General features: G+C 59.2%; 20 protein-coding genes and 2 pseudogenes. 4 read left to right on the top strand and 18 right to left on the bottom strand.

The annotated features are described in order from the left end of the window. Positions 1-2: 2 nt before the first annotated feature. From RM96_RS21185 to RM96_RS21170, 5 genes are all read right to left on the bottom strand, one after another. Complete coding sequence (locus RM96_RS21185) at positions 3-1,118, bottom strand: hypothetical protein (protein ID WP_152624176.1); 1,116 nt, start codon at positions 1,116-1,118, stop codon at positions 3-5. 1,317 nt (positions 1,119-2,435) lie between these two features. Continuing rightward, positions 2,436-2,888, bottom strand: a complete 453-nt coding sequence (locus tag RM96_RS36575) for a retron system putative HNH endonuclease (RefSeq protein ID WP_238587354.1) — start codon at positions 2,886-2,888, stop codon at positions 2,436-2,438. Then, positions 2,833-3,060, bottom strand: a complete 228-nt coding sequence (locus tag RM96_RS40135) for a hypothetical protein (RefSeq protein WP_052279636.1) — start codon at positions 3,058-3,060, stop codon at positions 2,833-2,835. The genes RM96_RS36575 and RM96_RS40135 overlap by 56 nt, the downstream gene beginning before the upstream one ends. Further along, on the bottom strand, positions 3,057-4,367 hold the full coding sequence (locus RM96_RS21175) for an AAA family ATPase (protein WP_039013442.1): 1,311 nt from the start codon (positions 4,365-4,367) through the stop codon (positions 3,057-3,059). The genes RM96_RS40135 and RM96_RS21175 overlap by 4 nt, the downstream gene beginning before the upstream one ends. Before the next feature lie 122 nt (positions 4,368-4,489). Next, positions 4,490-4,669 carry a hypothetical protein gene (locus RM96_RS21170; protein ID WP_039013441.1) on the bottom strand — a complete coding sequence of 60 codons (180 nt, stop codon included), beginning with the start codon at positions 4,667-4,669 and terminating at the stop codon, positions 4,490-4,492. Between the two features lie 201 nt (positions 4,670-4,870). Between RM96_RS21170 and RM96_RS40130 the strand changes: the two genes are divergently transcribed. Both RM96_RS40130 and RM96_RS40125 read left to right on the top strand, forming a co-directional pair. Beyond that, on the top strand, positions 4,871-5,137 hold the full coding sequence (locus RM96_RS40130; protein ID WP_238587352.1) for a hypothetical protein: 267 nt from the start codon (positions 4,871-4,873) through the stop codon (positions 5,135-5,137). A gap of 102 nt (positions 5,138-5,239) precedes the next feature. Beyond that, positions 5,240-5,512 (top strand): hypothetical protein, encoded by a 273-nt coding sequence (locus RM96_RS40125; RefSeq protein WP_238587351.1) that lies wholly within the window; start codon positions 5,240-5,242, stop codon positions 5,510-5,512. A gap of 65 nt (positions 5,513-5,577) precedes the next feature. Here the strand turns inward: RM96_RS40125 and RM96_RS21160 are convergent, their stop codons facing one another. After that, entirely contained in the window at positions 5,578-6,513 is a 936-nt protein-coding gene (locus RM96_RS21160; protein WP_152624175.1) for a hypothetical protein, read from the bottom strand. 2 nt (positions 6,514-6,515) lie between these two features. Next, the gene (locus RM96_RS21155) at positions 6,516-7,115 is read right to left on the bottom strand and encodes a hypothetical protein (RefSeq protein ID WP_152624174.1); all 600 of its coding nucleotides are present in this window, start codon (positions 7,113-7,115) and stop codon (positions 6,516-6,518) included. 708 nt (positions 7,116-7,823) lie between these two features. Between RM96_RS21155 and RM96_RS39445 the strand changes: the two genes are divergently transcribed. After that, positions 7,824-7,967, top strand: coding sequence for a hypothetical protein (locus tag RM96_RS39445; protein WP_193752496.1), 144 nt, complete (start codon positions 7,824-7,826; stop codon positions 7,965-7,967). Positions 7,968-8,125: 158 nt separating this feature from the next. Here RM96_RS39445 and RM96_RS40910 read toward each other — a convergent pair whose 3' ends face one another. From RM96_RS40910 to RM96_RS21140, 5 genes and pseudogenes are all read right to left on the bottom strand, one after another. Next, entirely contained in the window at positions 8,126-8,350 is a 225-nt protein-coding gene (locus tag RM96_RS40910; RefSeq protein WP_443112269.1) for a DUF6429 family protein, read from the bottom strand. A 98-nt stretch (positions 8,351-8,448) separates the two neighbouring features. Then, a pseudogene (locus RM96_RS40115) lies at positions 8,449-8,531 on the bottom strand (H-NS histone family protein); the annotation flags it as partial. A gap of 293 nt (positions 8,532-8,824) precedes the next feature. After that, positions 8,825-9,244, bottom strand: a complete 420-nt coding sequence (locus tag RM96_RS40905; RefSeq protein ID WP_039013437.1) for a hypothetical protein — start codon at positions 9,242-9,244, stop codon at positions 8,825-8,827. A 50-nt stretch (positions 9,245-9,294) separates the two neighbouring features. Then, positions 9,295-11,169: a DUF262 domain-containing protein gene (locus RM96_RS21145; protein WP_039013436.1), complete on the bottom strand. Its 1,875-nt coding sequence runs from the start codon at positions 11,167-11,169 to the stop codon at positions 9,295-9,297. Positions 11,170-11,726: 557 nt separating this feature from the next. Then, a complete protein-coding gene (locus RM96_RS21140) occupies positions 11,727-11,993 on the bottom strand; it encodes an H-NS histone family protein (protein ID WP_052279639.1) in 267 nt (88 codons plus the stop codon). Positions 11,994-12,685: 692 nt separating this feature from the next. Here RM96_RS21140 and RM96_RS21135 point away from each other — a divergent pair. After that, entirely contained in the window at positions 12,686-13,243 is a 558-nt protein-coding gene (locus RM96_RS21135) for a hypothetical protein (protein ID WP_039013432.1), read from the top strand. Between the two features lie 464 nt (positions 13,244-13,707). Here RM96_RS21135 and RM96_RS21130 read toward each other — a convergent pair whose 3' ends face one another. The 6 genes and pseudogenes from RM96_RS21130 to RM96_RS21110 all read right to left on the bottom strand — a co-directional run bounded on the left by RM96_RS21130 (position 13,708) and on the right by RM96_RS21110 (position 20,488). Continuing rightward, entirely contained in the window at positions 13,708-14,856 is a 1,149-nt protein-coding gene (locus RM96_RS21130; protein WP_202966752.1) for a caspase family protein, read from the bottom strand. A 26-nt stretch (positions 14,857-14,882) separates the two neighbouring features. After that, positions 14,883-16,682, bottom strand: a complete 1,800-nt coding sequence (locus RM96_RS21125; protein ID WP_202966751.1) for an effector-associated domain EAD1-containing protein — start codon at positions 16,680-16,682, stop codon at positions 14,883-14,885. Positions 16,683-17,075: 393 nt separating this feature from the next. Beyond that, positions 17,076-17,369 (bottom strand): annotated as a pseudogene (locus tag RM96_RS40705) (GAP1-N1 domain-containing protein); the annotation flags it as partial. Positions 17,370-17,373: 4 nt separating this feature from the next. Further along, on the bottom strand, positions 17,374-18,210 hold the full coding sequence (locus RM96_RS21120; protein WP_039013450.1) for a hypothetical protein: 837 nt from the start codon (positions 18,208-18,210) through the stop codon (positions 17,374-17,376). Between the two features lie 3 nt (positions 18,211-18,213). Continuing rightward, entirely contained in the window at positions 18,214-18,999 is a 786-nt protein-coding gene (locus RM96_RS21115; protein WP_052279638.1) for a TRAFAC clade GTPase domain-containing protein, read from the bottom strand. Positions 19,000-19,171: 172 nt separating this feature from the next. Then, on the bottom strand, positions 19,172-20,488 hold the full coding sequence (locus RM96_RS21110) for a GTPase-associated system all-helical protein GASH (protein ID WP_039013427.1): 1,317 nt from the start codon (positions 20,486-20,488) through the stop codon (positions 19,172-19,174). Between the last annotated feature and the right edge of the window lie 248 nt (positions 20,489-20,736).

Here is a 20,736-nt window from a genome sequence, read left to right as displayed (position 1 = left end):
ATCTACTCAATGAGGCGCTTCTTGGCGCCAAGGCTGGCCAGTTGTTCGAGATACGCTTGCGCTAAGCATTCAGGGGCTTTCGTAGCAATACTCTGTGCCAGTGCGAGGCCAATGGCCGCAAGGTTTTTCTCAGCCGTAGACACCGGCTTAAATTCGAGCCGCGGAGCTTGGATAGAGGCGCCTTTTTCTGCCACGCACTCGATGACGAGGTCATGAAGCATGGCGTTGACGTTACGCTTGCAGTGGTCCGCGCTGTTTTCTGCGAGTACCGCGGCGAGCGCACTGACTCGAAAGCCCGCCTTGCTGATTGCACCAGCGAGCGCCCGCCACGCGACAAGCTTTTTGTTGTGAAATGTGAGAACCAGTCTGCCGTCTGCTCTTAGAGTACGACGGCTTTCGCGTAGGCACGCTGCAATGGTGGCTTCGTAATCCGCTGCCGAAGTGCCTCGGGCGGTGTTGGGAACAGCTTCCGCTTTCTCATCGATCACAACTGCAGGGTCGTATACCGAGAGCCACGTGTGGAAGAGCCGAGAGAGCTCACCGTACTGAACGTCGTCGAAATACGGGGGATCAGTGATGACAACGTTGACCGAGGCATCACGAAGTTCCTGCTTGACGCTGCTTCCCGTTGTAATGAGAACATCCCAATCGGTCCGCTTCGGCCCTCGCTTCCCGGGCGTGGTCGCCACAACTTTAGGCAGTCGCTCGCGCGACTCAATCAGCCATTCAAGGGCACCTGCAGCAGACTCAAGCCGACGAGGCAGCGTGCCACGGCCCACGGGCGACAATAGGTTTGCCTCCACAGCCAACGTGGTTTGTGTGTACCGGTGGTTCGCCATTCCCTCGAACGGCTTGAGGTTAAACCTGTCCCATCGGCTCAGGAAGGCGGGCATCTCCGCCGCACCAAGTAGTGAGAAGGCCAAGCGATCCTTCACAGCAACGGCAACCTGCAATTGCTGGATCGCGGTTAAGCCAGATCCCAAAGCATCCGCCTGTCGCTTTGTGTACAAGTCGCCCCAGCAAGCGAATCCATTGTCCAAGAGTCGTTTTGTTTCCTTGCCCGGAGGAATCGGGCGCCTGAGTGCTTCGCTGAATCTGCTTGCGAATTCGAACTGCACAGGGTCGTCCGCTCGAACAGGGCGCAGCACAGCTTTGGTTCGGGCCCCTTCACGCACTAGTTCTTGAACGAGGACCGCTTGCCATGTCCTCGGTCGCAAGTAAGGGTGCGGGCAATGTGGGCAGCCGATGGCGTTGGCTTCGACTATGTGCCGAGTGCTACAGGCCTCACACGTAAATGACTTAGCCGCTCGATCACGTACGGTCAAGTGGCCGCACGCCCTACATCCGAAATACGCGCGCGTGTTCGTGATACTGCGACTTGCTATGGAAACCAGTGCGTGAGGAAATTCGAATACGGACCCGGCACAAGAGGCACAGTCAGCAACGCGGACTCGCAGAATGTGGCTGAGTTCCGCCCCGGAAGGCGTTCGATATGCTTCCCGAAGAGGCTCGAGCACCTCCAAGACCTCGCGCGAGGCTGTTTCAAGCTCGTCCGCCTTACAAGCCCCGAGCGCTGAGGCCAATCCTCTCGCGGGCCAAGGGTAAAGATCTTGCGCGTACGTCTTCAGCCCACGTCGGGTTGCCTCGAAGGTCACGGTCCCGCCGCCACTGAACGGGTCAGAGACCGTCAAGTTCACGCCGTATTGGGCGACTGCGGCGTCAAGCAGCGCTCCCATGACACTGTGCGGCCGCCGCGCCCACCATCGGTATGCGGAGACGACTGGGGCATGGATCTCTCGGTTACTAAGCTCTTTCGCTGCTCGAAGACCTACTCCGCGCCATTTGACGCGGGAGAGCAATGACTTGGAGGAAGATTGTCTTGGTGCGGATCGCATACGGCCTATAGGTCGTCATGCGAAAGTAGCTGCACTATGCAGCGTATGCTCTCAGTCTCCACGCAAATCATCTGACCCTCCCCGACGACGTTATTCGCCCAGCATGAATTACAAGGTGCGGCAGCTTTGTTAATTCTACGTTACATATTATTATCGAACAACTGATACAGGGGGCTTGCCCACTTCTCACTTGGCCGCCCTGCAGGGGATCGCTTGTGGCTGAGTGCAGCCATTTCCATGTCCATGGAGATACCCCCCAATCGAGGGGTCCCCGGTTCTATTGATTTGCCTTGGCGTGCCCTTTCGACGGGACGCTCCTCCCCAACCGGACTGCAGGCTTCCAGGTTCAACGTGTTCCGCGCTACCCCTCCGAGCGCTGCGGGCCACAGTATCTGGCATCGTTGAGCAACGCTGCCACCAACAGCTACACCGATCCCGTAGAATCGGCAATAGTCGAAGAGATGCGGATATGCACAATGAGCGCCGGGAATAGCCAAACGACTCAGCCGTCCACAGTTCCAGGGCGGGCCTCCGCTTCGGCTACACGTATTGCTCGATGAACCGCGCCAGGACATGAGCGTAGGACCTCGCATCCCCTTGCAGGAAGGCAGTTTGCAGTAACTCGAGCTCTTCCACTGTTGCGTTGGCCAAGATGTCATCATCCAGCGCGCTCAACGCGGCAGCCCGCGCGTCCCTCAGGAATTGCGTATCCAGGCCCAGAATTTCGATCATGTAGGCAGCACGCTCATCGGCCGGCTGGGTCGTGGCGATGCCACCCATTGCGGTATAGAGGAACCGCCGCTCGCATCCCATTTCCAATGGCGAGATGTGCCGCGCCTCATCGAAGCGGTTTCCCTTGAAGTGACCACAGTGCGTTGCCTCCGGTGCGGGCATGCGGTAACACGAGGCGTGCAGATTGCGAAAGTTGAGCGCCTGTTCAGGATATTGCTCCTGGGGCCGGAAATGCTCGACGTGGCTGCTGTCGACGGTAATCGCGCGGCCGCAATAGCAACAAGCGCCCCCCCTGCTCCTGGATGAGCGCCTGTTGCAGGATGCGCTTCTGCGGGTTCTGTAGCTGGTCAAAGGTGGGCTGCCAGTCCTCGGTAGCGAGGCCCAACCATGCTTCAAACTCGGCCGACGGCAGGCCTTTCAGGATGTACCTCATCGCCCAAGCACCTGCTTGCGCTTGATCAAGGCCTCGGCCCGGGCTAGTTCCGGCAAGTCGGGAGCAGCTTTCTTGAGATGTTCCAGCATCGCGGTGCCACGATCCAGCTCGTTGCGCTCAATGACCAGAAACAGTTCATCGAGCAGCCGCTGAATCTCAGCGGGCCTCGACGGGGTGTCCATGACCTGTTCCAGCACGCGGCTGGAGTCAAGACCATAGCTCGCTATGGGGTGCAGCGGCGTATCGCCATTCGACAACAGAATGATCTGCTCCGGCTTGAGTTCACTAAGAATCTGCGGCGAGTGGCTGGTCGCAATGAACTGAACCTTCGGGAAGGCCCTTAGAAGGCCCTGCACCATCATTCTTTGCCATTTGGGATGCAGGTGAACATCAAGTTCATCGATTAGAACCACCCCAGTGGTCTCTTCTGCAACATCCATCCCTAATTGGGGGTTCAGCAGGCACATTCGGCGTGCGATGTCGGCCACGAGCGCAATGGCCACGCGCTGTCCGTCACTGAGATTGTCGAACAGTGTTGGCACGCTATCCAGATCCGCCCATTCAACAATGAGGGCTTTGCGCGTGAAGTCATAGCGAATGCCCCTGGCGCCTTCTACAACCTTCGCTATTGCATCATTGACGATACCCAGTTCATCGTCATCAGCGACTTCCAAGGGCACTTCTTGCTCTGTGGCCCGTTGCAGCCGTTCAATACTCTTTGCAATAACCCATTGCTGGAAAACCAATACCTCTGACGATGCGTCCCACCAGCTGCGATACCCATCACTCCGAGATTCCTTCTGGGTTACCGCAGATAGCTCGTTTAGCTGGATCGACGGCCATTGTCGATATGCGGGATAGAACGCCAAGATGGGAAGGACGGGGATTTCCCCCGACGCGAAAACGCTGTCTTGGCCAGTCAGAAGATTCCAGCGCTGACCTGGCGTATCGCCCTCCCATTCGACTCCGTTGGTTTGGGAGCCACGCTTGACGGTCCATTGGCAGATCCCGTCAAGAACGATCGCGTTTGTGGTAACGCGAACGGGATACTGAGGCTCGAAACGGTATCGACGGCTCCCCGGAGATGTCACGTCAATCCGTACTTCCGGATCTTGAAGCGGTTGGATAGATCCATTACCTATCTGAAAAAACGATAGTAGGCCGGTGAAGGATTCACGCACTGCCCTCAGCAGCGAGGTCTTTCCGCTGCCGTTCACACCAGCGACAACGTTCATCCCCGGCTGGAACTGCGCCGTAAAATCAGCATAGCAACGGTAGTTCTGGATCTTTATCGAGTTAATGTTCATGCCTTGTTCCTCATATTCGCGCGCCAGTCCTTCGCGGTTAGCAGCTTACCAAGAACTGCAGTCAACAACCCAGGCTCAGTTTCAAGAGAAGTACTCTTTGGAGCGAAACTAGTCTTCAGTTGTCACGTCTTGGCTCGCAAAGCCTGCCTGTATGCGTCCACGCCTGAGCGCGCTGTCTTGAGTTCCTCTTCGAGAAAGGCCACCCGCCCGGCCAGCGCATCGCGCTCAGCCCGGTACGCCTGGCGGAGGTTGTCGATCTCCAGTCCGCGCCGGCGGTCGGCGGCGGCCTGCCGCTCGCCCATGCGCGCCAGCTCCTCGGTCGCGGCCTTGAGCGCGGTCTGCGCAGTCTTCGCCTCGGCCAGCCCCCCCCACGGCGGCCTCGGCGGCGGCGGCCCGCTCCCGCAGCGACCAGTTCTTAGGGCCGCGCGCGCCAGGACAGCCCTGCCTGTCGCCCGTTGCGCGGGCCGCTCTCGGAGGCCTCGCGGCGCCAGAGCACAGTCATCATGGGCGGGTTGTTCGACTGGCAGGTGGCGGTGCAGGCCCTGCGCGTGAATCCGTTCCAGGCCATCCCGCGCAGTCGGGCGGCGCGCGGGCCGGGATCGCAACGACGCTTCCTCGAGGCGGAACAGGTGACGGCGGTGTTCGACGCCATCGAGGCGCGGCCGGTGCCGACGCTGTGGGCCCAACTCCACAAGGCGCGCGACCAGCTGCTGCTCGCCCTGCTGTTCCAGACCGGTCTGCGCGCCTCCGAGGTCGCGGCACTGACCTAGCCGGACTTCGAGCGGCAGCGCGGCAAGGCGGGGCACTTCTGGACCGTCCGCATCCGGCATGCCAAGGGCCGCGACGACCAGCTCGTGCCCTGCGAGAACGTTATGTTGGAACTGGCACGCTTCCGGCAGCTGGTGGGCTTATCACCTGAGCCGCGGGCGACGGACACCATGGCCGTCATTCCGGCCATCGCCGGCGGCCGCCAGCGCGCGGCGCCCCTGACCGACGCGCTTGCGCTGCAGCGCGAGCTGAGCCGCCCGGTGCGGACGCGGCAGGGCAACTACGCCATCGTGCGGGAGATTTTTGAGACAGCGGCCACGCGGCTAGAAGCGGCCGGCCGCGCCAAGGCGCTGGCGGGGAAGCTTCTAGTTAGCTAATAGTGGCCCGAGCAAATATTGTTGGCTTTCCGGTGAGGAACCGATGCCGCCGCCGTACATCCAAATCAATCGCTTGCATGAATCATCGATTTAACCTCCTCAAAAGACAGATCCGATGGGGAGAAATTCGATTGAAGTGCCTCAAGCACTTGGCGTGTAACCTCTACTTTGCCGTCCAAAGCGACTGTCATCTCATTTGAGAATTTACTCGGCTGCCCAAGCGCAGTTCTAACGATGGCGATCTTCTTTGACTGGTAGCCTTGCGGTGCCTTAACTACGGCCTCAACAGACTTATCATGCACCGCAAACAGCACAAACCACTTCTTAGAACCTTGCGTCAGTTCCACGATCCCTGAGGCGTCGCTCAAGTCCATCGTGTGTGTGTTAATTGGCTCGTCGGCTGCACCAAATGGCCACTTCAGCAATGACCATTTATGCGATGGCAGTTTCTCAAGCGCAGCCGCAAAGAAAGAGCTGTAGTCCTTGTTCGAAACTCGTTTTGTGTAGTACCGCTCCCACATGGCAGGATCAATGAACGACTCGAGAGCCTCGTCGTGTTTTTTGACGATTCTTGCGTAGGAACCTGAACCTGGTGGCGTCCAGTGCTCTCTTTCTGGGGAACTATCACCGGCTTCGATTGACTTTTCAAACGCTTCCGAGCCGATTGGCCAGTCTCCAACAAAAGGATCCTTCTGTTCCTTTTTGCGAGGTCGATAGGGCGAGAGGTTTCGCGCCGCAAGACTCACGGGAGAAGCCAACATAGAAGGAGTATCTTCGACGGGGGAGGCTCCAGCAGCCAATGCTTCCAGGAGCTTGCCGTCATCATTTGTCTCTGACGAGAGAATCTCGTGGAGCTTTGCCCTCGCAGCTTCAACTTCTTCCGGTATTTGCAGATCGTAGATGTAACCCAGGTGACCAAGAACACGCACCAGTTGCTCCGGGGTCAGTTCCGAATCTGCGAAGACGTCGCCACTGGAGGTGTAATTGGTGATCGCTGTCATGATCATAGCTTCCTGAACTCATCCAACGTGCTACAGAAGTTCCGTGCGGCAAAGTCGTCCCACAGAAGGTATTCCCGGTCCTTGAACCTTCGCCACAGCGAGATACGAGGCCCGTGTCCACGAATTTGCGTCATGCCCACTTTCTTCACATAGTACTTCACAAGCTTAGGACCGCCTGCTGGGTCTGCGTGAAGGAACGTACAAGCGTCTGACAAACTTAAGTCGAGGCGGTTCTGCACCGCAATATCCAGCAATACCTTGGCCACTCCTCGAGGAGGCTCAATGCCCAACTCTCGATAGAGATCGTCGGGGGCATCAGCGAAATACCAAACAAACGCCCTGCCCCGCCTACCATGTGCAGCCAACGTCGCATCAAAGTCAGGGACCGTGGTCGTCATCCCGATCGGGATGACATCGCCTGCTTTGTCTGAAAGCTTCAGTAGTACCGCCCACGCGTAGGTACGGCTCGACCGGCTCGCAAATCGAGTAGCGTTGTGGGCCTGTGCATAGAGCAGATTGTTGCACCAGTTCCAGCCGACGTCAGCCCTGTGGCGAGGAGAGGCGTCGCCGCCTGCCCAATGGACGTACCGCTTGTCGATCAAGTTCGTCTGGACGTGGAAATGCCACCATAGCGCATGCGTCGGCGTCATAGGGACAACTTGAACTTCATACTCGCGGTCCTCGTCAACGATTATGCGACAAACCGGTTGTGACAGTGAGCTAAGGTGCATTCAGAAGGTTACATGGCGTCTGCTTCACACGCATTCTCGCTTGCGTAAACGCTGTGCGCAATGGGCGAGGACGGCTCCGGCCCAGATTGGCCTCTACGCTCTGATGGCAGTGCGATCCGGGCTCCCGCGCCCGGGCGACGCGCGGAGCTGACGCTTCCTGGAGGCAGAACAGGTTACAACCACACCTGTGTCAGCGCTAGGTCGAGTTCCTTCACAGGCATGATGCGGTCAGGCAGACCCTCAGGTGGCAAGGGGCAGCCCAGCACCGCCGAAGTCAGGGACGTCATGCCGCCCCTTGATCACCGGCGTATCGATCACAACCTGGACAACCGGATCGTCATGAACTTTATGAAATCAATTGGCGGTTTCCAGCCAGCGCCGGATCGCTTCCCTCCCCCTGCATGCCTTTGCCGCCGCGCTGGCGAACGGGTGTATCGGAGCCAGCACTTGAGACGACTTCAGTATATGACGGCAGCCGACTTCCCTGTCTTAGTCCGCCCTGGCCAAGGTCCGGCATGTAGCTCCGGGCGCGCTGTGGGCGCTGGCTCAAGGAGGCGCTCCGAGGCGGGCCCGCCGATCATGCGCGAGCAGTTCGCCAGGATCCAGCGGATCAGCTTCGACCGAAGCTTTGATGAGGGTGTCGCGCTGGCGCGGGATTTTCTCGATTCGCCGCGGGAAACCAATGACGCTCCACAGATGGCGCAGGAACGACAGCGCCCGTAGGACTCAACACTTGTCGGCGAAATCGAAATGCACATGCCTTTTCTGCTCAGGTTCGCCCTCCAGTTAGTGGCCGCAGCCGCCCATGGGGTCATCGTACCTTTTGAGAAAAATCTGGCGGTTCAGCCCTGAAAACGCTTTCGAATCAGACACTTGAAAAATCAGCGGTCACGCGGGACTGGATAACCGGTGAGGCGTTGCAGCAAGCGGCATTCCGACTCGTTAGCGCCAGATTTTGCGCAAAAAGTACGAAGTACAATGACCTCAGTTAGCCATACCGACTTCGCACGGTTGACCGGATCACCGATAAGCCCTTTCTCGTGCAGGCGATTCAACACGTCCCAATCAAAGCTTTTGCAGGCACGAATCTCCTCGCACAGATTCAGGTAGAGAAGCGCTCGAGGTCATCGACATACTGCCGGATTCGATCCTCATCCTTCGATGAGCAACCTTGTTGCCCATTTGTACTCCTTATCGTACCCCACACCCGAAAAAATTCCACGCTTTGCCCGCATTGACAGCCCGCCGAAGCCAGTCCGGCATCTCGCCGGCCCCGTCCCAGCTCAGAACTTCGACCAGGCGAGGACTGCGCCCGACGTACCGACATCTCCGCTGAACTACCGCCCGGGCGGTTGAGGGAGGAGTCGCCGAGCACACGACCAGCCGCGCCGAGCCACGCGTCATGGCCACGTACAGGTGCCGGGCGTCCTTCCAAGCCCTTCAACAGCAAGGTGCTGCCGACAGCGCGACGCGCCAGCGGCCGGCTCCCATGCCGATTCCGCTCCCGTTCTCGGATGGTCGCCTCTGCGAAGGTGCAACTTCCGCCGGCCGCAATCTGCATGGCGCTTTCACCAATCGCGTCAATGCATGCGCAGCCGCAGCGCGGTCACGCCCGCGTTGGTATGAGTGAGGATGAGTACGGGCTTGGGGCCGGCGTGCTGGGTCTGGGCGTCCTCCAGCGCCAGTTGTGCGTCCACGGACTGCAGGCAGAGCGTGTCGCGCTCAGCCTGCAGCCGCCAGTTCGGTGCGCAGGTCGCGACCACCTGCTCGCCCTTCTGGCGCAGCGTGCGTTCTTGGTCGATCTCGCGCGGCGCGCGCAGCTCGGCGGCATTGGCGCGCTCCTGCGCGACCGCGACCTGCTCGCGGGTGCGCTCCAGGTCCGCCGAGAATTGGGTACGCAGCTCGGCCTGCCAGATCGACTGCACGACGTCGACTGCGATCGACTTGAGCGCCTCCGACAGCCCGGGGTGGTCGATGGTGACGCGCATCTTGTCGCGCATGTCTTGCCAGGGGAGTGCTTGCAGCCAAGACGTGCCCCCCTAAACTGAGCTCATCCCGGCACCTCCGCATCATCCTCTTCATCCAGTACCTCCTCGGCCGGCGACAGCGTTCCGCTTATTACGACATTTTGGCGTAAGCGCTGCAGCAACGCTTGCCGTCTCTGTTCACAGAATGCCTGAAAGTCACCGAAATGCAGACTATCCTCGTCGCTCAGCAGCAGGTCAGCTGGCTTGAAGCCAGTTTGCTTCTCAGCCATCCATTCGATCAGTGGTATATCCTTCTTTGAACGATTCTGCGAGGCGTGCAACAAGTGCAGGTTAGCAATAGAGTTCCAATTGACGGGATTCTGGTAATACGCCAACGACTCGGGGTTATCCTTAAGGAAATTCTGCTGACCGAGAGCAGCCTTGGTAAAGGCGCTCTTCGGATGAAGGTGATCAATGTCCAGTTGCAGGTTCTCGTTGATCTCGGGGAAGAGCAAGCTGAGTACCGATCGACACCTGGAGTCCTCATACTGAATGTCGATCAACCCCCTCAGGTATGCCTCGTCAAAACGCAGGTCCTTGTTCGTCGCAGTGAAGGCGGCAATGATCTCGCTCAAAGGGAAAATCCCCTTGTCCAGATGCTGGGTCAGCAGTCGCTGCATCTTGGTCAGCACACCATCGGCCTGCCCACCGAACACACCACGCAATAGCACCATGTGCAGCCAGCGGGAAAGCGCCAAACGCTCCTCCCGCAGGTAGTTGATGTTATTGATGGATAGATACAGTGACTTGCCCCGGAATGACTGCCTGTAAAGATAGAACGCCAGCGGGATTGCAGCGTTTTTGGCTCTCAACGACTGGTCATTTAAACCAAACTTACGCAGCAACTTGAAGGTTGCGACCACGCAAGCTCTAATCTCTGGCCAATGCTGCTGAATGACACTAACTTGATCAGAGTCGAAGTTCTTGACTCGGAATCGCACATCAGCGCCGATCAGCATCAGGCAAGCCTTGAGTACCCAGTCCCGTCCAATCGAAAACTGCATCTCCGAGCTTTGCCGAACCTCAGTGACCAGTTCGTCGATGTCCTTGCGCGCGTCACCCTCCCAGTTGGCAATGGCGATCGACATCAACAGATCAGAAAACGCCAGCGGTGTACCGCCGCTATTAGTTCGGATGAAGACATCCAGCACGTGATCAATGTCCTGGCTTTCTTCGTTGTAAAAATTAATCACCTCCTCATGCCTGACGAGGTAATACAAGCGGGTCAGCGCCTTTCGAGAGAACGCGTTGGACTCGAAGCCGTGCTGCGCCAAGTATGGAAACACCACCTCAAACGGGATTTCATCCACCGAGCGCACGTCAGGAAGGCTCAACACCTTGCCCACCTCGAACCAGTGCGAGGTCGGGTCGCCGCTATATGCGGCCACCTGCTTCTCTGTCAGAAAGCGAAAGTGATACTGGGCCATCGACTCGTTATCTTCGCCGTCCACCGCCTTTGCAAGATCCAGATAGAGTCGACGCGGAGGCAGCACCTCATCGTTACGCGCATTTGGCCACCATACACGGGGTTGCTTGTACGCGTAGGTACCCTTCAAGCCTATGTATATGGAAGTCAGTCGCTGCTGCCCGTCGATGACCGCCTTAAAGTCCTTGAAGTCGCCTTGCGTCGGGACGTAGTCATTGGACTCCTTGAAGCGTTGACAGTAGTCAGTTAGGAAGCTGTAGAAACGGTACTTGTTCTTGATCTCCGGGCTCCTCACGTCCCACATCATGAAGGTGTTGATGGGGTATTCACGCATAAGTGAGTCGAAAAGTACGCAGATCTGCTGGGTCGACCAGACGAAGTTGCGTTGAATCGCCGGCAACAGAAATGTCCTGTCATCGATGTTGCGTATCGCCTGGCGAATCGTGATCGCCTTTTCAAAGCGGCCTGCCATTTCAATCTTCCTTCGCTTCTATTTTGATTCTTCGACGGGAACCCGGCGTATGTGACATCGATATCGGTCTCGAGAATGATTTCATAAATTCTACTGCCTCATCCCATGAATCTGCATCACACATCCGTGCCAGATAGCTTTCGCGAGTCTAAGCCAATTCCGCAAATTGTACCGACGGATCAATTACGATCGAGTGCTTTTTCCTTGTTTCGCTAACTTGATGCCCAGCAGGCGCTGGGTAACGTCGTCAACTACGGGGCCAAGCTTCGTGCGAACGGCAGGCTCCGATTGCTCCTGCTCGATTGCCACCGCGGCCGTGGCGGCTTGGGTGGCCAGTCACATGAACCGGGCCGTCCCAGGTCGCCGTAATATTCGGGTTCGTCCGGCTGGGGGTGATCATACTTTTCGCGTTAAAAATGGCGGTCAGATCCAAAAACAGTTGCGAATCAATGAATTGCAACATTGCTATTCGTGTGAAAGGGGGAAAGTGGCAGCCTTGCTGCGGGCGTTTGATCACCGCCACTTTTCGCACGAAAGGTACGATCACCCCACCTCCGCTATTGAAGTGGGATAGGCTGCGGCGCTATCCGACCCGAAAAAACTCCACCCCCCGCAATGACCGCGCGCTTCAGCCAGGACGGCATCTCGCCCTGCCCGTCCCAGTGCAGTCTCTCGGCATTGCGGTAGCAGACCACGAGCGCCGGTGGGGGCGGCGGCGGATCGAAGCACCCCGCCGCCTTCAACTCGTCTATGGTCAACCCATAGTCGGCCATCTGGTCCTGGATCCAGCGGATCGCTGCCGCCCGCTCATTTTTGGCTGTCATCGTTGTCGTCAAGCTATCGCTGCCGTCTTCCGGGGTGAGGGAGGCCGTTGGCGCCCCCTGATTTTCGTCCAGTTTTTTGCCCGGCTTGTCGCTCGTCACCTCCTCCCCGGGCCTCCGCGGTCTCGGTCCGCGCCGGTCGCGCTCGGCCTCGGCGACGCTGGCCGCATGGCGAGCCTCGGCGCGCAGCGTGGCCGGCTCGCCGGTGGCGGCCTCGTTGGCCGCCTGCCAGATGGTCGGCAGCGCCTCGGCTGCCACCTGCTTCAGGTCGTCCGGCAGGTCGGGGTAATCATGCTTTTGCTGCAGATTGATACGGTCAGGCGCAAAAAATCTTTCGCACACGGGGGCATGAGTAGCGGCCTCGCCTCCGTCGGTCCAGTCCTTCTTGCGCCGTTCCGGCGGTGCGACAGGACCGATTGCGCAATCAGGCCCGGTTGCGTGCGCTGACGGCTTCGCACCCGGACATCAGAGTTTTCTGCGCTCACAACCCTTGGGAGTACGCTGCGGCAATCGGCGAACGCGTAACGACGGGAGGCGTCCCGCTGGATATGCGGCACCAAGGTTCCGCCGCCTGACATGCATCTGGCCACTATAGCCGCAATCCGCTTTGGCGAACTCGTTTGAATGCAGGCAGCCCATTAAACTGTTAACGTGATACCATTCCTATGGTAACGAATTCGTAACTACAGGAAAACATGATCTTCGAAAGTGTGGATGCATACTTGACGGCGCTTCGCAAAGAGCCGGCCAAGCTAGCCGTTGTTTCCATCATGATGGCGGCCCAGGCCCGGAAAGTCAGCCGCGCCGGAATCGAGCGCATGCTCAAGACTGGCCGACTGACAGAGATCCAAATCGCTGGAACGCGATGCGTGCTCGCCAAAGAGCTGATCGACCTGGAGCAGCTTGAGCAGGATGTGGTCGCTCGAGTCCGCAAGGAAATTGAAAAGGCAGCAAAACTCGGCGTGTCCCACCTCTTCTACCAAGACATAATGACGCCCGTCGGCCTGTCCACCCGTGTCCCGGCAGATCGAGACAGGATCGGCAAGATCTTAGGTGAAATATCTAGCAATACCTACGAAGAAAGCGAAATTCTTCTGTCCGTCCTGGTACACAAGAAGACAGCTGGCAGGACACGACCAAGCGATGGCTTCTTTAATCTAGCAAGATCCCTCGACATCAGTTTCGATGATCCCGACGCCTTCGTAGCGAAGCAAACGAGCGAGGTCCTGAAGCACTATCGCCGAAGAAAATAGCGTCAGATGGCGACGTCCTTTCGTCGCCATCTGTTGTCGCTATGGCCGATCCTTGCCGGCGCGAAGCGTACTTCACCAAGTAATGCGGAACCGCCAGCCATCAGCGGCGCAGTTCCGAGAAACGCGAATACCAACGCACCCACCTACGAAGCCGGCCGACGTGCAGGCCGACTGGACGAGGCAGATCTGGCCCAATCGTCACCAGCGGCTCATCCTGCCGGGCGGCGGCTACCTGTGGCCTACCGAAGGGCGCCTTGTGGCAAACGAACGGCGGGCGCAAGCGTTTCCGCTCCACCCTTGTGTATGGGGTGTTCCCCGGTGGGCTTGCCACGGTGGCGCCCGCGCCGGCGGCTTTGCCCTCCGGCCGAGTCGGCGGGGCAATGGCCGGCGCACCCAACCCGCGTCGCCTGGAGGTCGACAACCCGGCTATGAGGGTCGCCCTGGATTCGCAAATATCTTAAGCTTCAGATATTTGGGAGTCCCGGCCCACCCTCAGTATGCAAACGGTCGCGCTCAGGGCACCTGCAGCATCGCCAACTGCGGATGGTTCGAAAAGTCTTCCTTCGCTGTCCTAAGCAAGCTGCCGAAGTTGATACTCCTGCCTCCCCCCCCAGTTTCAGCGTGCGAAGCGCTGCATGCCAAGCAGCCTGACCTGTGGGATGAAACTGGAGACGGGACAGGTCACCACCGGCGCGGCTCCACACCTCCTGGTCCCTCGGTCCGAATGGGTAGAGCTCGACCAAGACCTCCTCTAACACGGACCAAGGGTTCCCCTCTTGCGCCGTGGGCGTGGTCTCGGGGCTGTACGGCGACTTCCTCCCGCCTTGGCTCAGCGCGACAGCGAAGTTCGCTTCAAGGTTGTCAGCCTTAAAAATTGGGTGCTGGTCGTCTGGGATCAGCTTAGGCACCTCTTCGGAGACGTAGTTGAATAGGTCAAAGACCTTGATGAAGCCGCTGGCGCTCTTGTCAGCAGCTCCACGCAAACCTGCCAGCAGTGCAGTCGTGAAAACGCTGTTCCTCGCGCCGATAAATACTGCCGAAACTTCGTCAGCACGACACGATGCCATCAGAGCACGTCCGCTCCCGACTGCCAGCTTCGCGAAGGTGTTTTGCGTATAGCCAGACTTGACCTCGTGGCCTTTGCCATCGGTCAAACTCTTCGAGATTGCAGCACCCCCAGCATGACAGGCGTCGATGAAGACCAGCAGTCGCTTCGCCTTGATCTGCGCAAGTGCCGCGGCTAACTCATCCGAGCTAATGGATGTGTTTTCAATGTCAGCGAGGTCGCTATCCACGGTCACCAGCAGGCTGTCCTCATTGCCTGGGCTGCCCACGACGGCACCGTGGCCGGAGAAGAACACGCAGGCCGTGTCATCAGGGCCCGCCCGAGCAGCCAGTTCGTCTAGACCCTTCAACACAGCTGCCCGAGTAGCGCTTGCGTCCAAGAGAGTGACGATGTTGGCGGGGGTATAGGCACAGTACGCCGGCGAAGAGAGTGTCGCGGCGACGTCGTTGACGTCGTTCAAGATCGCAGCAGGTAGGCTAGAGATTTGCTGATAGTTCGCCACGCCGATAAGAAGGGCGTGGCCTTGCGGGTAGCCAGTTGGGTTCATGTTTCAACGATGGGTATGTAGTAGCGTCAACGCCAACCAACGATGTCCGTGTCGCTGACATACAGGCGCAGCTTCTCGTTCCAAGGGAAGTCCTGGCACATCACTGTAATGAGCTCACGCGTAGTCGGACGGCCGCCGTAACGGATTGAATTCAGTGCAGTGTGCCAACGTGTTGCCCCGTTTTGAGACCATCCCGGCAAGTCGGAATTCTTGCCTCCGGCGCGTGACCAAAGCTCGCCGCTATCGGGGCCGCTTGGATAGAGTTCACAAGCCTCTTCCTCAAACGCGTTCCACTTCTCGGCAGCGCTTGGTTTTGAGATTCCAAGCTTCCAACACGTATAAAAGCTAAGCAAGCCTGCGCACAGCCGTAGCCCTGGCATGAGATCTGGACGATGGTCGGCAAGCCGGTCGGAAAGATATTTGGCCGCGCGCTCCCAACGTCGGGACGCCACAAGCGTTCCCAGTTGCTCAGAATCCGTATGAGAAAGAGTGCGAACGCCCCTCAAGAGGTTGTTCAGCCATGTGATGAACGCCTCTTCGAGGAACGACGGGAGGGCACTGACGATTGCTAGACGCGCATTAACCGTCACCGATGACCTTTCAAGCACGTGTTGTAAGCTCGAACTCGCCATGATTGCGCGTTCAAGCGGGGCTTCAGGGGGGGGTATCACCGCGCCTTTCGCAGCGACGTCTAGCCAGCCGGTTGCGGTTGCTTGCAGGTAGTGGTCACGCTGCGAAGCGGGCAGAAGCGACCACAGCCGTGCCCGCTCCGGGGTGGCGCTGAGGTCAGCCAACGGTGTCTGTGCCAGCGCCTCGAGTAGGCCGGTGTCGACGGGTCGTCCTTCGGCGAGTTGAGCTACAACGGTGTCGCGCACACCGATGGCATTGCTTGGTGCGTTCCACAGGGAAGAGTTCTTGCCGATCGCAGCGCCCCACACCTTTTGCTCGGTGATGTCGTCGCAGTGGATGTTAGACAGGATCTGAGGGTGGGCGGCGGCCAGGTCTGCGCACAATCCGACCAAGCGCAAGTCCTTATGCGCGAGTGCGCATTCCAACGTCTGGGGAGGGCTCGCGTACCGAAGGGCTGACCGCAAACCGGCGCTGTGGTCTGGGTCCTTGTCCACCTTAAGCTGCTGACCTGTGGCATCGAGGGGGCGCAGCGTTGAAGCGAGTACGGCGCCGTACGCGGTCAGCCAACGCTTCTTCAGCAGCGGAGAGAGCACGGTGGCCGGAGTGGTAACGTGGAGCTTCCTGGGCACTTCCGCCGCCAGCTGCTGCTCAACTGCCGCGTCTGCCGGTAGGGTGCCTACGGCTGCCGCGAAAGTGGCTTGGCTACGCTCGGCCCATCTCCAGATTGCTTGGAAAAGGGAGGGCTTGTCTCGACGAGCGGCAGTCGACAAGCCGGCTGTCACCGCAGCGCGCCACGGCGGCAATGCGAGATCCTCATCAACCGACGCTGCGACCATCTCCATTAAGTCGCTGTCGTCCGCTGGCGCAAATCCGAGGTTGCTGACGAGGAGCTCAACGGCCGACCACAGCGACCGCGTGTTGGCAAAACCAGAGAGCGCCAAATTCCTCATTGGCAGCAACTGCTTGCAGCCCGCGCCTGGAATCAAGGCCGTGAACCGACTGATGAGCTTGTCCTTGATGCTTGCGCCGAGCGTCGGCTGATTTGAGAGGCCGTCTGCCAAGCGTATGGCAGCCAACAAATCATCGAAGTTTTCGCCGCCTGAGAGGAGGGTATGCAGCCCTTCAAGCCTGCTCAATTCCCTGAGCGTATGAACTTCAAGGCCCAGGTCCTCGGCGAGAGCCAGGATTGGCTGCACGTCGCGCTGGCCGCAGAGAACCCCTGCGGATTCAGAATTCGGGGTTTGATCGTCTGGCTTGACTATGCGGTGCCTCGTCCAGCGAGCTTGGAGCTGCTCGGGCGTGCATACAAGCGCCGGCGTGGGTTGCTCTACCACGTCGTTCGGACCGAAGCTCAGCCGAAACGCAAAGCTTCGTCTTAAGGCCGGCCAAAGGTTCCTCCACAGTGAATCGACGAGGTGCTCGAATCCCTCGACACCCAGTCGGACAACTGGAGCTAGTCCTTGGGCTGTCAACGCGTTAGCCGTACCGATTAGGTCAGCCGGCGCCTGGCTGCTGCCGGCAGTGTCAAGCTCAAGCGTTGCCACCGAACCGGGGCAGTCTGTGACCGAGGGTGCCAGCCACCCAAACAACGCGGCTAGGCTCCCAACCTCGCACATATCGTCCAAGCTGACGATTAGCGCGTGAGTCAGCACCATGCCGCCGCGCGACGCGCTCGAATCCAGGAACGTGCGAGCGAGAACGTAGTGGTCGTCTATGGGAAAGCCGCGAACGAACGGCGACCAAGCCTGGACACCTGGGGGCACTGAATCTGGCAAGTCGAGCTTTGATGCGATGGCAGCGGCTATGGGCGCATTCGGACTGGATGCTCTGAGTCCGTGACCACGGCCTGGGATCTCGCCATAGACGGCCTGCTCGACTCGCATTCGCTCAGATCCCGTCGGCCATTAAGCGTTGAATCGGCAGGGTAATGTCGGAGTTCTTCACACCGTTGGGTAGCACCACGTAGCCGAACTCTTCGGGGCCGCGGGTTGCGTACTCCTGGTCCGCATCAGACTTGCTGAGCGCGCGTTCGAGGGCCGACAGGCCAATGACAGTAGGCGACGTCCAATTGCTGCACACGAACGACCACAGCATCGGCAGTTGAGACGCCAAGAGGTCAGCCGGCAGCTCCGTCGTTTCAAGCTCATCCCAGCAGCTCAGCAAGATGGTCAAGCGAGGCTTGCGAAGCGCCCGGTCCAGGTGGAACTGCGCCAGGTAGAGCAGCATTTGAAGGAGCTCCACTATCCTTGCTTGATCTGACGGGTCGTATGCCGCCGCCTCTCCCTGGGGCTCAGCCGCGGCGAATGACTGCAGCGGGCGCGAGAACAGGTCGTCTTCGGACCGAAGCGAATGCAGTCTGATAAGCAAGACCCAGTCCGTGGCTCCGAGCACGCGCTCGCGCCAGGCGGCCGGAATCCGGCGCTGCGTGACAAGGTTGCTGACCTGTTCGCCGCCGTAGTCTGGCCAAACCAGTTCGGCGTAGCGGCCGGCCTCGTCCGTAATGGGCCAGACACTCTCGACGTAGGTGTTGGCCGGTGTGTGGCCGGTCGACTTTCCCTCAGTCAGGCAACTGAGAGCTGTAGTGAACGCCTCCAGGTTCGTTGGAGCCCCGGACATCTTGAGCGCACACGCCTTGACCATGAGCCGCTTCAAAAACTGGGCTCCGTAGTGAGTCTTCCCGACGTTCGACTCGCCGACCAACAAGATGGTGTGTTGAGCAGCCACCAACTATCTCCTACCGAATCGAAAAAGCGCGTCGTGACCAGACGATTCTGTCGTGGGCAAATCCACCCCCTCGCGCTTGGTGCAAAGAATCCAGCCAAATAGCTCGCGGAAGCCTTCTGCAGCGTCGACCTCGCCACGGGGGTACACGCTGACTGTGAATTCCGGGACGCTTGCTGAGACCGACGCCACTGCTTTTCTGACCTGCGCCTCCATGGCTGGTGCCACGTCTACGTCCCCCTTCGTCCAGACGAGTGCCAGACGCCGTCCGCGGGCCTCGGTCACTGCACGCTGAGCAAGCAGCTGAAAGTCGTTTCGAGCTGACCCCATCTTGGGGCCAGCAAGTGCCTGACGGTCAGCAATCAGCAAGGTGACATCTGCGTGTCGGGCAATCCAACGAGCTCCTTCCGCATCGGCTGCCTGCTCGTTCATCGCCCATTTCTGAAACCACTCTCCGGGTGCATCGGCAAAAAGAAGGTCGCGCAGCGACCCATCCTCACGGCGAAAGCCAAGGTGAAGCATGCCGGGTGCTCGGGCCGCTCCGCTGGGCGTGTGGGGCGGAAAGCTTGGAGGCTGCCCCGGCTTCCAGCGCAGACAGGTCGCCACCGCCTCCCAACCTGCCAGCGTGTATGAGTTGCTGAAAGAATTGGCGTCAGCGTTCAGTGCACCTCGACCCAGCAGCAGGTAAAACGCACCCAGGATGGTCGTCTTACCTGCGCTTTCCGGGCCCACGATACCGACAATGATGGGTTTGACCCTGCCGCTGACGAAGTTGAGGTCAGACTCTCCCATCGCCAAGCCGCTCCATGGGAGCAGCATCTGGTCGGAGTCAGAGGGGGTGGCTACTGCGCCCTTACTGACACGCTTCCACTCGGGGCACATATCAAGCAAAATGTGCCCCAGCGCGCAGGTGGTGTTGTCGTCAGCGAAGCAGTTTGGTTGGAGGCACCTGTCCATGAGCGGCTTACTTCTTCTTGGCCCGCTTGATTGAGCTGTCGCTGGTGGCGCGTGCGGTCTGGAGCTCACGGAATAGGTACGTTCCCCAATCGGACGGGGTCATCTTTGTGGAAGCGTCCACGCCACCGAGGGCACGCAGAGTCGTCGCGTCGACTACGCCTGAATCCTGCGGGTGCCCAATTAACGACAGCAGCGGGCCTCGACCAACTGGTGCAGGCGCGTACTGGGCCGCCAGCGCGCGGAAAGGCTGCATGAATGCGGTTGTCCTGGCGTCTCGCACAAGGCTAGCGACGTCACGCTCGCCGTTGCCTTGGTCATCTTTTTCAGCCGGAAGGCAGCGGACGGCCTCCCGCAGGAAGGCCGACACGCTCGCTGGTGAATAGGTTGGCACCTGTTCATGTAGGTCGAGCGCCATCAACGCAGAGGCCTCGAACGGTGGCAGGTCAAGGTAACTCGCATGAGCGCTCGGGGAATACAGCGCTTCCTTCCACCAAAGCAAGTTCGTGCGGCGCTGCAGACCCGCCGTCGCGCCGCTGAAGCTGGCTAACGCCTTGTCAACGTGAGCGGTGACCGCCTTCGCCAGCGAAGAAAGCGGGCCCGAGAGGTCGACGGGGGCTGGCGCAAGCTCCTCGGCCATCCCATCCAACGCCTCTGCGATGGTGACGCTCATCTTGTTTGCAAACTCTTGCGACCACGGCTGTGGATTGTTCGATTGGTGCGGATTCGGGTTGGTGGGCCCCCATGGCCCCGCAGCGGAATGGATTTTTGCCTTGAGCTCACTCCGATCCACAGTGGGGGCCTCATAGTCCGTGGACACTGCGGCTGGTGGCGTGTACTTCAACGGATCGACCGCAACCATCTCCGGCGTTGCCCACTCTGCCTCGGCGCGCGCATCGACTTTCGTCTCAATTTCGCTAACAGCTTCGCGCCAAATCTCAGCTTCGTCGGACGTTTCGGCGTGGGCCAGGGCATTGCGCGCCGTGTTGACGAAGGCGACGGCAATCGCATCGTCGGAACGGGCCGCCTGCACGATCGCGTCTAGCAGGATGGCTCGCAAGATGCCAACGGGGCGCCCGGCAAAGGCGTTTGCAACAGTCTCCCATTGTTTGCGGAGGGAGGCCATTGTCTCATCTACGGTCGGATCCGTAGCTGCAACGTTGGGGTCGGCAGCCACCATCGTGAAGCGGGCAGTCTTCGAGGGCGCCTTTCGAAGAGCAGCTGACAGGTCTTTGGCCGTGGACCGAAGCTTGTCGAGTTTGGTGTCATCGCCTTTGAGGTCAATAGCTCCAATCTCAAGAAACCTCAACAGAAATTCTTGATCCATCCCTGGCCTCCAGACCTTTGTTGTGATGCCGCGAAATAATACTTGAGTCCCCACTGGTTCGACATTGGGAACCGCACGGCTCCCTCCATGTCATCCGAGGCGATTTTTGGCTGTCCAAGTCGGCTTTGGTCGAGCGTCTGTCCCACACATTGGGGTTGCCCCGTTTCATCGGACAGATTTGCATTGGAATTTTATGTCGATGGGTTTTCTCCTTGTGATGGGGCGGTGTAGGCCCGGTGTATCGGCGG

The sequence above is a fragment of the Cupriavidus sp. IDO genome (assembly GCF_000812465.1).
Taxonomy (GTDB): domain Bacteria; phylum Pseudomonadota; class Gammaproteobacteria; order Burkholderiales; family Burkholderiaceae; genus Cupriavidus.
This window is presented reverse-complemented; position numbering and strand designations above follow the sequence as displayed.